Origin of the sequence: Pseudomonas sp. W17 (assembly GCF_040268305.1) — a bacterium.
Classification (GTDB): domain Bacteria; phylum Pseudomonadota; class Gammaproteobacteria; order Pseudomonadales; family Pseudomonadaceae; genus Aquipseudomonas; species Aquipseudomonas protegens.
Genome location: NZ_CP158490.1, coordinates 2,618,434 through 2,631,900 on the forward strand (window position 1 = coordinate 2,618,434; position 13,467 = coordinate 2,631,900).

The 13,467-nt window shown below is 67.8% G+C and carries 12 protein-coding genes; 6 read left to right on the plus strand and 6 right to left on the minus strand.

Annotation, left to right across the window (positions count from 1 at the left end; genetic code table 11):
* The first annotated feature begins 105 nt into the window (after window positions 1-105).
* The 4 genes from ABCR88_RS12185 to ABCR88_RS12200 all read left to right on the plus strand — a co-directional run bounded on the left by ABCR88_RS12185 (window position 106) and on the right by ABCR88_RS12200 (window position 5,028).
* On the plus strand, window positions 106-774 hold the full coding sequence (locus tag ABCR88_RS12185; RefSeq protein WP_041117235.1) for an ABC transporter ATP-binding protein: 669 nt from the start codon (window positions 106-108) through the stop codon (window positions 772-774).
* A gap of 1 nt (window position 775) precedes the next feature.
* Complete coding sequence (locus ABCR88_RS12190) at window positions 776-3,256, plus strand: FtsX-like permease family protein (RefSeq protein WP_350023894.1); 2,481 nt, start codon at window positions 776-778, stop codon at window positions 3,254-3,256.
* Window positions 3,246-4,331 carry a lipocalin-like domain-containing protein gene (locus ABCR88_RS12195; protein ID WP_350023895.1) on the plus strand — a complete coding sequence of 362 codons (1,086 nt, stop codon included), beginning with the start codon at window positions 3,246-3,248 and terminating at the stop codon, window positions 4,329-4,331. Before ABCR88_RS12190 ends, ABCR88_RS12195 begins: the two co-directional genes overlap by 11 nt.
* Window positions 4,332-4,440: 109 nt before the next feature.
* On the plus strand, window positions 4,441-5,028 hold the full coding sequence (locus ABCR88_RS12200; protein ID WP_350404634.1) for a hypothetical protein: 588 nt from the start codon (window positions 4,441-4,443) through the stop codon (window positions 5,026-5,028).
* A gap of 336 nt (window positions 5,029-5,364) precedes the next feature.
* On the opposite strand, the gene ABCR88_RS12205 is transcribed toward ABCR88_RS12200, so the two are convergent.
* Complete coding sequence (locus ABCR88_RS12205; RefSeq protein WP_236187141.1) at window positions 5,365-5,751, minus strand: hypothetical protein; 387 nt, start codon at window positions 5,749-5,751, stop codon at window positions 5,365-5,367.
* Window positions 5,752-5,959: 208 nt separating this feature from the next.
* Here ABCR88_RS12205 and ABCR88_RS12210 point away from each other — a divergent pair, with 208 nt between their 5' ends.
* Entirely contained in the window at window positions 5,960-6,316 is a 357-nt protein-coding gene (locus ABCR88_RS12210; protein WP_350023896.1) for a hypothetical protein, read from the plus strand.
* A gap of 15 nt (window positions 6,317-6,331) precedes the next feature.
* Here the strand turns inward: ABCR88_RS12210 and ABCR88_RS12215 are convergent, their stop codons facing one another.
* The 3 genes from ABCR88_RS12215 to ABCR88_RS12225 form a co-directional block, all read right to left on the minus strand.
* The gene (locus ABCR88_RS12215; RefSeq protein ID WP_350404636.1) at window positions 6,332-7,738 is read right to left on the minus strand and encodes an FAD-binding oxidoreductase; all 1,407 of its coding nucleotides are present in this window, start codon (window positions 7,736-7,738) and stop codon (window positions 6,332-6,334) included.
* 140 nt (window positions 7,739-7,878) lie between these two features.
* Window positions 7,879-9,273, minus strand: coding sequence for a VOC family protein (locus ABCR88_RS12220; RefSeq protein WP_350023898.1), 1,395 nt, complete (start codon window positions 9,271-9,273; stop codon window positions 7,879-7,881).
* Between the two features lie 135 nt (window positions 9,274-9,408).
* Entirely contained in the window at window positions 9,409-10,305 is an 897-nt protein-coding gene (locus ABCR88_RS12225) for an alpha/beta fold hydrolase (protein WP_350404637.1), read from the minus strand.
* A 236-nt stretch (window positions 10,306-10,541) separates the two neighbouring features.
* On the opposite strand from ABCR88_RS12225, the gene ABCR88_RS12230 reads away from it, so the two are divergent.
* The gene (locus ABCR88_RS12230) at window positions 10,542-11,624 is read left to right on the plus strand and encodes a diguanylate cyclase (protein WP_350404638.1); all 1,083 of its coding nucleotides are present in this window, start codon (window positions 10,542-10,544) and stop codon (window positions 11,622-11,624) included.
* A 183-nt stretch (window positions 11,625-11,807) separates the two neighbouring features.
* Here the strand turns inward: ABCR88_RS12230 and ABCR88_RS12235 are convergent, their stop codons facing one another.
* Both ABCR88_RS12235 and ABCR88_RS12240 read right to left on the minus strand, forming a co-directional pair.
* Window positions 11,808-12,722 carry an ABC transporter substrate-binding protein gene (locus ABCR88_RS12235; RefSeq protein ID WP_350404639.1) on the minus strand — a complete coding sequence of 305 codons (915 nt, stop codon included), beginning with the start codon at window positions 12,720-12,722 and terminating at the stop codon, window positions 11,808-11,810.
* Window positions 12,715-13,467, minus strand: coding sequence for a (2Fe-2S) ferredoxin domain-containing protein (locus tag ABCR88_RS12240; protein ID WP_350404640.1), 753 nt, complete (start codon window positions 13,465-13,467; stop codon window positions 12,715-12,717). The genes ABCR88_RS12235 and ABCR88_RS12240 overlap by 8 nt, the downstream gene beginning before the upstream one ends.

The window sequence follows — 13,467 nt, forward strand, 5'->3', positions numbered from 1 at the left end:
TAGGGGCGCGCCCTGGTTCATCGGTTGCCGCGCTGCAGGTTTGCGCTGGTGCCATGGGCGACACGGGTTATCCTTGAGCCCCCTTCAGGTCGGACGAGTCAGCCCATGCTGGAAGTACAAGGAGTGTTCAAGAGCTATGCCACCCCCCAGGGGCCGCTGGCGGTGCTGCAGGGTGTCGATTTGCACCTGGGGCAGGGCAGCAGCCTGGCGCTGATGGGCGAATCCGGCAGCGGCAAGAGCACCTTGCTGCATCTGGTGGCCGGGCTGGACCAGGTGGATGGCGGCAGCATTCGCATCGGCGCCCAGCGCCTGGAGCGGATGAGCGAAAGCCAGTTGGCCAACTGGCGCCGCACCGAAGTCGGCCTGGTGTTCCAGCAGTTCAACCTGATCGGCAGCTTGCGGGTCGAGGACAACCTGGGTTTCCAGGCGCGCCTGGCCGGGCGCTTCGATCCGCGCTGGCAGGCGCAGTTGGTGGAACGCCTGGGCCTGGGGGGCTTGCTGCGCCGCTACCCCGAGCAGTTGTCCGGCGGCCAGCAGCAGCGGGTCGCTTTGGGCCGGGCCCTGGCGTCGAGGCCCGGGCTGTTGCTGGCCGATGAGCCCACCGGCAGCCTCGATGAAACCACCAGTGACCAGGTGCTGGATTTGCTGCTGGAATTGCTGGCCGACAGCCCCACCAGTTTGCTGATGGTGACCCACAGCCAGCGCGTGGCCAGCCGTTTGCAACACACCGTGGTCCTGCAGCGTGGCCGCCTGGCCGCAGCGGGCGGGGCCTGAGATGCGGGTGCTGCGTGGCACCTTGCAGGCGCTGTTGAGCCACTGGCGCCAGCACCCGGTGCAGTTCTTCAGTGTGCTCACCGGTTTGTGGCTGGCCACCAGCCTGCTGACCGGGGTCCTGGCCCTCAACAGCCAGGCCCGGGACAGCTATGCCCGGGCCAGCCAGCTGATCGGCGGTGAACCCCAGGCCAGCCTGGGCACGGCCACTGGCGCAAGCTTTGCCCAGCAATGGTTCGTCGACCTGCGCCGGGCCGGCTGGCCGGTGTCGCCGGTGCTGCAAGGGCGGGTGCAGTTGCAGGGCTTCGAGGCGCTGCGCCTGCAACTGATGGGCATCGAGCCTTTGTCCTTGCCCGCCGGTTCCGCAGTGGCCGGCAAGCCACTGGCGATGCAGCAGGTGGTGGAATTCTTCAGCCCGCCGGGGCGTACCTGGGTTGCCCCAGAGACCCTGGCCAGCCTCGGCTACCGCGAGGGCCAGCAGCCCCGGGCCAGCAATGGCCGGCTGCTGCCGCCGTTGCAGGTGCAGGCGGACATGGCCCCGGGGCTGCTGCTGATGGACATCGGCTTTGCCCAGCAGGTACTCGACCAGCCGGGGCAACTGAGCCGCCTGCTGCTGCCCCGGGACTTTGCCGCCCGCGCGCCGCCCTTGCCGGCCGAGCTGGCGGGGCAACTGGTGCTGCATTCGGGCGAGTCGGAAAACACCCTGGCGCGCCTGACCGAGAGCTTTCACCTGAACCTGGATGCCTTGGGTTTCCTGTCCTTCGTGGTCGGGCTGTTTATCGTGCATGCCGCCATCGGCCTGGCCCTGGAGCAGCGTCGTGGCCTGTTGCGGACCTTGCGCGCCTGCGGGGTCAGTGCGCGGCTGCTGATCTTCAGCCTGATTCTGGAACTGGGGGCCCTGGCGCTGCTGGGTGGAGTGGCGGGGGTCATCAGCGGCTACCTGCTGGCCGGGCTGCTGCTGCCGGACGTGGCCGCCAGCCTGCGCGGCTTGTACGGCGCCGAGGTGGCGGGGCAGTTGAGCCTCAGCCCCGGGTGGTGGTTCAGCGGTATCGGCCTGAGCCTCTTGGGGGCCTTGCTGGCCGGCGCCGCCAGCCTGCTGCGGGCGGCGCGCCTGCCGCTGCTGGCCCTGGCCAACCCCCAGGCCTGGCACCAGGCCCATGCCCGCTGGCTGCGCCGCCAGGGTGCGGTGGCCGTAGTGGCGCTGCTGCTGGCCCTGGCGGCGTGGCAGTGGGGCGACAGCCTGGCCAGCGGCTTTGTGCTGATGGCGGGCTTGCTGCTGGCGGCGGCCCTGGGCCTGCCGGTGCTGCTCGATGCCCTGCTCGGAACCTTGCTCGGGCGTCGGCGTGGGGTGCTGGGGCAGTGGTTTCTTGCCGATTGCCGCCAGCAACTGCCGGCCCTGAGCCTGGCCCTGATGGCGCTGCTGCTGGCCCTGGCGGCGAATATCGGCGCCGGCAGCATGACGGCAGGGTTTCGCGAAACCTTCAACGACTGGCTGGAGCAACGCCTGAGCGCCGAGTTGTATGTCAATCCGCAGAGCCCGGAGCAGGCCCGGCAGTTGCTGGACTGGTTGCCGCAACAGGCCCAGGTTGCCGCGGTGCTGCCCAGCTGGCAGGTGGCGTTGCAGGTGCAGGGTTGGCCGGCGGACCTGTATGGGGTGATCGACCATCCCAGCTACCGCCAGCACTGGCCGCTCCTGGAAAGCGACGGCGCCGAGCCCTGGGCACAACTGGCGAGCCAGGACACCCTGATGCTCAGTGAACAGCTGGCCCGACGCCTGAAGGTGCGCCCCGGCGACCGCCTGAGCCTGCCGGTGCCCGCCGGGCAGTGGGCGCCCCGGGTGGTGGGGATCTACGCCGACTATGGCAACCCCAAGGGCCACCTGCTGGTGAATGCCGGGCACTTGCTGGCGCATTGGCCAGCGCTGACGCCGAGCCGTTTCAACCTGCGCCTGGCGCCGGGAGCGATGTCCGGGCTGGTCGGTGCCTTGCAACAGCAGTTCGCCCTGGACGACAGCCGGATCATCGATCAGGCCCGGCTCAAGGGCTGGTCGCAGCAGGTCTTCGAACGCACCTTCGCCGCCACCGCCGCCCTCAACAGCCTGACCCTGGGGGTGTCCGGGGTGGCGCTGTTCATCAGCCTGCTGACCCAGAGCCAGAGCCGGTTGGGCCAGTTGGCGCCGCTCTGGGCCCTGGGGGTGGGGCGGCGTCAACTGATGCTGCTGAACCTCGGGCAGACCTGGCTGCTGGCCTTGCTCACCCTGGTCCTGGCGCTGCCGCTGGGCATCCTCCTGGCCTGGTGCCTGGACAGCGTGATCAATGTCCAGGCCTTTGGTTGGCGCCTGCCGTTGCGGGTGTTCCCCGGGCAGCTTCTGCAACTTTTGGGCCTGGCCATGCTGGCGACTCTGTTGGCATCGGCCTGGCCGCTGCTGCGTTTGTACCGCGCGCAACCGGCGGACCTGCTGAGGACTTTTGCCCATGAAGACTGATGTGTTGGGCCGGGCCCTGGCGGGGTTGCTGCTGGCGCTGCTGGCCGGTTGTGAACAGCCCGCCGAGGCGCCCCAGGGTTTTGCCGGGCTGGGCAGCGAGGCCGCGGCCTTCACCCCGGTGTTGCCGGGGCGCAGTTTCAGCTTTCCTGCCGACCACGGTGCCCACGACGGGTTTCGCATCGAGTGGTGGTACCTCACGGCAGACCTGAGCGACGCCCAGGGCCGCCACTTCGGCGTGCAGTGGACGCTGTTTCGCAGTGCCCTGCGGGCCGCTCCCGAACAACCGGGCTGGGGCACGCCGCTGGTGTGGCTGGGCCATGCAGCGGCCACGTCGGCCCAGAGCCACCACGCCGCCGAGCGGTATGCCCGGGGTGGCGTCGGCCAGGCCGGGGTGATCGCGCAGCCGTTCCAGGCCTGGATCGACGACTGGCAGCTGAGCACCCTGAACAGCGCCGGCGACCCCCTGGCGCGGATGCAGGTGCAGGCCGCGGGGCCGGGGTTCGCCTATCGCCTGCAACTTTCCAGCAGCCGGCCGCTGGTGCTGCAGGGTGAGGGCGGCTACAGCCGCAAGTCCGACCAGGGGCAGGCCTCCTTCTACTACAGCCAGCCGTTCTTCCAGGCCGCGGGGGAGTTGCAGATCGATGGCCAGCGCTATCAGGTCAGCGGGCCGGCCTGGCTCGACCGGGAATGGAGCAGCCAGCCCCTGGGCGCCGACCAGAGCGGCTGGGACTGGTTCTCTCTGCACCTGGACAGCGGCGAGCGGCTAATGCTGTTCCGGGTTCGCGAGCGGGACAAGGCGCCCTATATCACCGGCACCTGGATCAGCACCGATGGCCACACCCAGAGCCTGGGCAAGGAGCAGATCCAGTTGCTGCCGCTGGCCCAGTCCAGGGTCCAGGGCCGCAGCCTGCCCACCACCTGGCAACTGAAGATCCCCGCCAAGGGCCTGGATATCACCACCCGGGCCCTGAACCCCCAGGCCTGGATGAACCTGAGCATTCCCTACTGGGAAGGGCCGCTGCAATTCGCTGGCAGCCACAGTGGCAGCGGCTACCTGGAGATGACCGGTTATTGAGGGCGCCGCGACGCTTGCACCCATCCCCCCGGTGAAAGCTGGCAGGGCGTCTATGCTCAAGGGCCTGACTGAAAGTCAGTGTGTTTCTCAACCACAAGGAATGTTCATGATGAAAACCCTCAATACCCTGGCCCACGCCATCGCCCTGGCCACTGTGCTGGGCACCGCCAGCCTTGCCGCACACGCCGCCGATATCCCGCTGTCCGGGGCCATCGAGGCCGATCAGGTGGTGACCAAGGTCCTGTCGGTGGACGCCGCCAAGCACCAGGTGGTGCTCGAAGGCGCCGGGGGCAAGCCGGTGCATGTGCAATTGAGCGATCAGGCCAAGGACCTGGGCCACCTCAAGGTCGGCGATCAGGTCAAGGTCACGGTTACTCACTCGGTGGTGGCGGTGCTCGACACCGACGTTGAAAAGGGCAAGCCCGATTCCAGCGAAGCCAGCGGCGTGGTCCGCGCTACCGCAGACAACCCCAACCCCGGCGGCGCGGCCTATCGCCAGGTGCAGGTGCAGTTGAAGATCACCGCCATCGACTTGAAGAAAAACCAGCTGACCTTCGAAGGCCCGGCGGGCAACAAGAAAGTGGTGAGCGTGGAGAAACCCGAAGTCCAGCAGCGCCTCAAGGACCTCAAGGTGGGCCAGAGCGTGCTGGTGACCTACACCGACATCCTGCAGGTCAGCACTGCCCACGAAGGCTGAGGGGGCACAACTGAGCGGGGGAGGCAATGGGCAATCGGGTTAACTGCACTGTGCAGTTTTATTCAGAATCTGCCAACGGACTTTCCCCGCCAGTTGCACTAGAATGCCAACCGTTCGCCCGGTGCAAGGGCTCTTTACCGGTGCAAGGATTGCCAAGGCCAGAGCACTGGGCGAACACCTTTCCTGAGTCCTGTACTGCGACTGCCGTGTCCTGCGAGCACCGCGTTCTGTGACTGTCGCGTGCTGCGATTTTCGAGCCCTTGAAAGGCGCTCGGCCTTCCATTCAAACACTCCCCGGCAGGTTTCCTGTGCTGCGCCGTGGTTCGTCGTGGGCGCTCAAAGGGCAATGGGCTGCAGGCTGACCTGGCGGGCGCGCAGGCTGACCCACTGGGGTGTGCGCTCCGGGCCGCCCAGAAGGGACAGGAGGACGATCGATTGGCCTATTGCCAGAGCCGCGACACCCTCCTCCTCGACCCGAACCAGGCGCCCGCTGACCTGCAAGGACCCCTGGTCCCAGAGCAGGCGGGCCGGGCCTTGGGCGCAGGGCTCCAGGTTGTCATTCCAGCTGAATTCGTCTTCCAGGCTCAGTTCCACTTCATAGTCTTGCCCGACCTGCGGCCGGGGCCCCAACCATTGGCCGCGGCCGTTGCCGAAGGCACTGGAGAAGCCGACGCAGAGGTCTTGCGCTGCAGTGAGGTGGATATCCGTCAGGGTGATACGCATGCCAGGGTTTCCCGATAGGCAGTGAATGGGAGTGGCGCCAAGCTGTTTGCGCGGTTGCCGCGCCGGGCAAGGCTGAAGGCTCTGCCGGCGTCTGGCAAGTGCCCACGGTTTTTCATTGCGCAGTCGCGGGGCCTTCAACAAAATGGCCGACTGCTCCGCGGGACCGCTCGCGGAGGTGGATGGTAGTGGAGATCCTGGATTGATCTGGTTGAAGCGTTTTCTCATGTCGATCGGCGCCCTGACGCTGATACTGGTTGCCCTCGGGATTGCCTGGACGAGCCCTTTCAAAGAAGCCGTGCACACATTGCCGGAACATCCCCTAGCCCGGTGGCAGGGCGGTGTCGATGGTGGGTACTACGTTGAAGTCACCCGCAGCGAAGCGCCTTACTACTTCATCCAGATGCGTTATGAAAGCGGCGACCTGTGGTCCGAGGGCTGGCTGCGGCATGAGCACGGCGGCGGTGCTCCGTTCAGCGCTGACGATGTGATCGCCTTTGACGGCGACGGGGTGATTTACCTGCAGCAACGCAAGGTGCTGGCCGGCGACAAGTCCGGGGCCCGTTGAGCCCCAGAGTGCGACCTATTGGTTGCGGGTGTCGCTGCCGTAGGCATCCCACAACTTGTTGCGGAACTTGTTCTGCGGATCGACCCGGGCCTTCAGCGCCAGGAACTCCCCGGCCCGTGGATAGGCCGCGCGAAACTGCTGGGCCGTGGCGTGGATCTGGTACGGCAGGTAGTAGCTGCCGCCGCGCTCGATGGCGCTGTCCACCAGGGCGCGGGTCCATACGCCGACTTTTTTCCGTTCCTCTGGCGCGGTGCTCTGCTGGTAGTACAGCACCAGGGCGAAGACCTCGGTCTTGGCCCAGGCCAGCAGGGTGCCGGGGTCGGCCTTGGCGTGGCGGATCGACAGGTTGATCACGTTGACCTTGTGCGCCCGCAGGGTCGCGCCCATCTCCTGGATGAAGCTTTCCAGCTGGTCGGGGGGCACGAAGTATTCCTGCAGCACGTAGGTGCGCTTGGCCCGGGAGTCGGGTTCCAGTTCACGCACATCGAGGCTGGCTTCGTGGTTGCGCCAGGACACTTGCGGTTTTTTCAGCACCAGGGGGTCGATCACTTCCTGGCGCAGGGTCTTGCCGCCGGGCCACTGGCTCACCACTTTCAGGGCCTTCTGTTCTTTCCAGTAGTTCTGGTCCAGGGGGGTGAGGCGTTCCTTGACCGTGACCGGCAGGTCGGTCTGGCTGTAGGAAACCGCGCGCAGGGTCTGGTACTGGTCGGGGTAGAGCACGGCGTTGTGCAGGATGACCTTGGGGTTGTTCTGGATCCGGGCCTGGAAGTAGGGGCGGTAGTCCCCCAGGGGCATTTCTTCGACGCTGCGCAGCAGGCGCACGTTGTCGCTCAGTTGCAGGGTGGCTTGGACGATCACCCCCAGGCCGCCGTAGCCGCCGATGGCGCCGTAGAACAGGTCGCTGTTGTGCTGCGGGCTGGCGTCCACCACTTGGCCGTCGGCCAGCACCAGCTTGATGGATTTCACCGAGCTCACCAGCGGGCCGTAGCCGATGTAGCGGCCATGGGCGTTGACGCTCAGGGCGCCGCCGACGGTGAAGTTGGCGTAGCTCTGCATGATGCTCACGGACAGGTCGTGGGGGTCGATGTAGTCCTGCACGGCGCGCCAGGTGATGCCCGGCTGCACGGTGATTTCCTTGCGTTCCTTGGAGAAGTCGAGCACCCGGTTGAAGCCGCGCATGTCGATCTGTAAGGCCTGTTCGGTGGCGGTCTGGCCGCCCATGCTGTAGCGCCCGCCGCCAATGGCGATGGGGCCGGGGTGCCCGGCCACCAGCTGGACGATCTGCTCCAGGCGGGTGGGGCGCACCACCTGGTCCACCACTATGGGGTTGAGCTGGGTGATGTCGTTGACGGTTTCTGCGGCGTGGGTGGTGAGTGCGCCGCCGAGTGCCGCGCATAAAAACAGGCCGATCGCTAATCTCATTCGCCGTGTCCATCCCTGGTGGTGGCGCGCCGCTGATGGGGGCGCAAGTGGCGGCAGAATAACGCCGCGACGGGTCCATGACCATGGGGGCAGTGCACCGGCTGCAAGGCCGGCATCGACCCGCGGGCCTGCCCTGCGCCCTAGAGCGCCGGCAGGCCCAGGGTGGCGGCGCAGTGCTCCAGGGAGCGCTGCTGGGTCTGGGCGTAGAGCTGCAGTTCGTCGAGGGTGGGGCGGCCCAGGGCGGCTTCGAACGCCTGGCGGTTGGATTGCCCTGCGTAGTGGCTCTGGCTGTTGTCCCCCAGGTTGGACTGGAAGATCCCGGCGGCGCTGACCGGCAGGAAATCTTCATACACCAGGGGTTCGGCGCTCAGGTGCCCGGCCGCCAGCAGCGCTGCCAGGGTGGTGGGCCGCTGGGGCTGGTTGCGCGCGGCCAGCCCGGTTTCGCTGACGAAGTAGCGAAAGTAGGCCAGGCCCTGTTCGCGCATGGCCGGGTGGCTGTCGGGAAATTCCCTGAAGTGCTCTTGCATCAGTTGGTTGTAGCGTTGGGCATTGGCTTCGTTGGGGAAGTCGCCCAGGGCGTCGCGGGCGGCATTCAGCAGGCGGTCGTAGAGCTCGCGGCCCTTGGGGGTCAGTGCCGCGCCGCGCTGTTCGATCTCGCCGAAGCGCGCGCTGTGGCTGCCCTGGCTCTGGGCCTGGTCGGTGAAGGCCACGGATTCCTCCAGGGCCTTGAAGCTGGTCTGGCGCAGCAGGATCGGGCATTCCCGGCGCGGCGGGCCTTCGATCACCGCCTTGGGGGTGATGCCGCGGGCAGGCATCAGCCGTTGCACTTCATCGATGTCCAGGGTGCGCGGGGTCAGGTGGTTGATGTGCGGGCCCTTGAAGGCCACCACGTCGGCGATCAGCCGGTGCTGGGCGCTGAGGCTGGCGTACTGGGCGGCGGTCACCGTGGCGTGGTGGTGCCAGCGGAAGGTTTCCAGGGCCTGGCGGATAAAGCGCTCGGCGTCTTCGGCGTCCAGGCCTCCGGCAGCCTCGGCCTGCTGGATCAGTTCCAGCACCTGGGGGGTGAAGATCTGGCGCCGGGCCAGGACCTGTTCGGCAAAGCTGCGCAGCTCCGGGTTGTCGATCAGCTCCAGGCGCAGCAGCGAGGTGAAGACCCGGAACGGGCTGACTTGCAGGGCCGCTTCGTGCACCGCGCGAAAGGCCGTGGAATGCACCGGCACCCCGGCGGGGGTCAGGTCGTAGTAGCCCACCGGCTGCATGCCCATCACCGCGAACAGCCGGGCCAGGGTCGCCAGCTCGGCGGCGCTGCCGACGCGGATCGCGCCGTGGCGCTCCAGGTCCAGGCGCTGCAACTCACCGCTGCTCTGCAGGTGCCGGGCAAGCGCCGGCTGCCGCTCCAGGACCTGGGTGTTGACTTCGGCCACCAGCTCCATCAGGGCGCCGTAGAGCGGCACCTCCTCGCGGTACATGTCCGACATCGCCCGGGAAAATCCCTGGCGGATCAGGTCCGGGCTGACGAAGTGCTGGTTGCTCATGAACAGGCTTCCCGTGGTAGAGGGGCGAGGCGTGAAAGGGCGGGTCGGCCTCGATTCTGCTGGGCCTGCCCGGGGCTGACAAACGAAGTTTCCTCTGAACTTCATTCTGCAAATGAATGCATGAGCGGGCCGCTGTCAGTGCCGCTGGCGTTCCAGGAACTGCTGGTACAGCCGGGCACTGCGCACCGGGCGTTCGACCATGGGCATATGCCCGATGCCCTCCCAGAGTTGCACCTGGGCGCTGCTGGGGTGCAGCAGGCGGTCCTCGCGGCCCCAGAGCAGCAGGGTCGGGGCCTGGATCTTCGCCAGCTCGGGCTCCATGGGCGGGCTGGCCTGGAGCTCGGCGAAGATCCGCGCCAGTTGCCCGCGGCGCGCCTGATAGCGTTCGGCGATGGCCGCCAGCACTGCTTCGGGCACCCAGGGCGGGGCGGCCATGGTCAGGCTGTAGAAGTGCTGGAAGTCGGCGCGGGAGCGGACCAGGAAGGGGTTCTTGCCCTGTTCCAGCAGGTGCTGCAGGTCGCTGGTCTCGGGGGCTTCGACGCCGGCCGGGTCGAACAGCGCCAGGCCGCTGATCCGTTGCGGGGCGTGGGCGGCCAGCCAGGCGGCGATATAGCCGCCCATGGAGTTGCCGATCACCTGCACCCGCTGGATGCCGCAGGCGTCGAGCAAGCGCAAAAGGCGCTGGGCCTGGGCCGGAACACGGTAGTCCTGGTGGGCGGCATAGGCGGTTTCGCCATGGCCGCCCAGGTCCGGGATCAGCAACCGGTAGTCGCGGTTGAAGTGCCGGGCAAAACGCAGCCAGATGCTCTTGTCCGCGCTCAGGCCGTGCAGCAGCAGGATCACCGGCGCCTGGGCCGGGCCGCCCTGGTAGGTCATCAGGGTCTCTTCGCCGATCTGCACCGGGACTTTCTGCAGTCGGTACAGGCGCGCTTCCAGGGCCACGCTGGCGTCGTACAACAGGTGGCCGATGCGCGGGTAGGTGCGGTAGCACCAGAGTGCGGCAAGGAGCAGCAGGACCAGGATCACCAGCATCGGCGGCCTCCAGGGGCAGGGTGGATCGGCTCAGGGGCGGCGCGCGTCGTGCTCGCCACTGCGAAGTCTGTTATCGGCCGCCCCTCAGTTATAGCCAAATATTCCCCACCTGCTGGCGCTGGCAGGTCGAAACTGGGCGTTGGCAGTGATGGCGCTTTGAAACGCGACTGATAGACTTTCACCGGTTGCTTGCCACCCGCTCGTTCCACCTTTACCCATTGCTGATCGGAGGCAACTTGCTCCCTGCGCAGGACACCAGAGGGAAGGGACTGTCATTGGCCAGGAGGCTTTATCGGTCACGGACCCTGGGCCTGGCCCTGGGGTTTTTCTGCGTGGCCGCGGGGATGGCGCCCCTGCAACCGGCGCCCTGGGTCTGGGGCTTCATGCTGTTCAATGCATTTGCCTGGCCGCACCTGGCCTACCAATGGGCGCGGCTGGCCCGGGTGCCGTTTCGTGCCGAGTACCGCAACCTGCTGGTGGATTCGCTGCTGGGGGGCTTCTGGGTCGGCGCCATGCACTTCAATCCGCTGCCGCTGGCCACCACCCTGGGGATGATGGCCATGAACAACATGGCCCTGGGCGGGTTACGTTTCTTCCTCGCCGGCAGTGCGGCCCAAGTGCTGGGCATGGGCGTTGCCCTGTGGCTGTTCGGGCCGGCGTTTGTCGCCCAGACCACCCCCGAGCAGGTGTATGCCAGCCTGCCGATGCTGACCCTGTACCCGCTGGCCCTGGGCTACATCTGCTATCAGCAGGCGGTGACCCTGGGCCGGCACAAGCGCGAGCTGCTGGCCCTGAGCCGCACCGACAGCCTGACCGGGCTGCTCAACCATGGCGCCTGGAAGGACCAGTTGGAGATCGAGTTCCAGCGCTGCAAGCGCCAGGCCCATGGTGGCGCCATCGCCCTGATCGACATCGACCACTTCAAGGCCATCAATGACACCTACGGCCATGTGGCCGGGGATGTGGTGCTGCGCCAGTTGAGCAAGCTGCTGCGGCAGAACCTGCGGGTCAGCGACCAGGCCGGGCGTTATGGCGGCGACGAGTTCTGCGTGATCCTGCCGGACGTGCCCCTGGCCCATGCCGCCGAACTGATGGAGGCCCTGCGCGGTCGTTTCGGCGCCTTGGGCTATGAACAGAGCCCGGCGCTGCAGGTCAGCCTGAGCATCGGCCTGGCGGCCTTCAACCCCCTGCACGACGACGCCATGGGCTGGCTCAACGATGCCGACCAGGCCCTGTATGCGGCCAAGACCTGCGGCCGCAACAACGTCACCTGCCACCCGCCGGAGCAGCCGTCCAGGCGTTTGCTCAACTCCCTGTAGCCGCTGTTCCTTGTGTCCCGCGAAGGCGTCTGTGGGTATGCCGCGGGGTCGGGGTGTTCCCTTCGCCGGCAAGCCGGCTCCTACGGGGGGCTCGTTGGCGGTTGTAGGAGCGGGCTTGCCCGCGAAGGCGTCTGTGGGTACGCCTCGGGGTCGGGGGTGTTCCCTTCGCCGGCAAGCCGGCTCCTACAGGGTGGGGTGCAGGCGCCGGGCCAGTTCCAGGGCGGTGCGGCCGCTGGCGATGCCCGGGACCAGTCGGGCGAAGGGGATGTCGATCAGCCGGTCTTCGCGCACCGCGCGCAATCGCGACAGCACAGGGTCGCTGTGCAGCAGCTGGCGTTTGCGCCGGGCGGGCGACCACAGGGCGTCGGCCAGGAGCATGGCGTCGGGGTCGTTGGCCAGCAGGGTCTCGCTGTCCACGGTCAGGCGCGGGCGGTCGATGGCGGCAAAGCTGTTGCGCGCACCGGCCGCTTGCAGCAGCACGCCGACAAACCCGTGCTGGCCCTGGCTGGCCAGGCCGTTGACTTCGCTGTCCAGGTAGAACACCGAAGGGGTCGGGCGCCCGCGGTACAGGGCCGCGGCGGCCTCCAGGTCGGCATCCATCTGGCCCACCAGTTGCTGCGCGCGGGCTTCCTGGCGCAGCAGCCGGCCCAGGGTCAACAGGTCGCGGCGGATATGCCCGAAGTAGTCCTGGTCATGCCCGGCGCAGGCCGATTCCAGCAGGTAGCTGCCTACGCCTATGGCCCCCAGGCGTTGCCGGGAGCTGAAGTTTTCCGGGAAGGCCGAGGCGAAGCCGCCCACCACCAGGTCGGGTTTCAGGCTGTAGAGCACTTCTGCCGACGGGTACTGGCGGGCGATGACCGGCACGCCGTGGTAAAGCCCTTCGGCCTGGGCCTGGCCATCGTCGTCCAGATAGGCGACGCCGATCATCGACGGCCCGGCACCCAGGGCCAGCAGCAGGTCGGCGCTGTGCTGGTTGAGGGCGACGATGCGCTGGGGCGGGCCGGCCACCGTCCAGGTCCGGCCACAGTTCTGGTAGCTGTGCGCCAGGGCCGGCAGGGCCGCCAGCCACAGCAGCAGGCCGAGCAGTCTATTAGGCATCCGCCGTTCCTCCGTAGGGCGCGGGAATCCGTAGATCCGCCACCGGTTCGCCCTGGACCAGGTGCTGCTGCACCAGGCGCAGCACCTCGCCGTCATCGCGCACCCGGTACCAGCAGCCGTCCGGATGCACGGTGAGTACCGGCCCCAGGTTGCACGGGAACTGGCAGGCGGTGCGGGTCAGCAGCACGCCACCGGGTGTCTCCATGTGCTCCAGGCGCAGCAGTTCGCGGCGCAGGGTCTTCCACAGCGCCAGGGCGCCACGCCGCACGCAGCGCGGGCCGGTGCACAGGAACACCTGGCGGGCATGGGGCGGCACCCGCGACCAGCCCGGGTCGCTCTGCACCGCGTTGACGTTGTCGCAGGCCAGGTGGCGCTCGCGCTGGCCGATGCTGGCGCAGGCCAGGGCCGCGTCCAGCCCGCGCCGGCCCAGGGCCTGGGCGGTGATCCACAGCCGCGGTGCCTGGGGGTGGGCCTGGGCCAGGCGCCCCAGCTCATCGCGCAGCCAGTCCAGGTAGGCACTGTCGGAGCTGGGCTCCAGGTCCACCACCAGCAGCTTCGCGCCGTCCTCGGGCAGGGCATCGCCCAGCGCCGCCCAGAGGCTGTCGAAGCCGTCCAGGGTGTCGATCACCCGGGTGTCGGCGCCGTCGCCGCGCAGGGCCTGGAGCTCCTTGCGAAAGGCTTCGCCGAGGGCGCCGCCGTGCAGGCCGGGGCCGACGAACAGCACCCGTTGATAGTTCTCATGCAT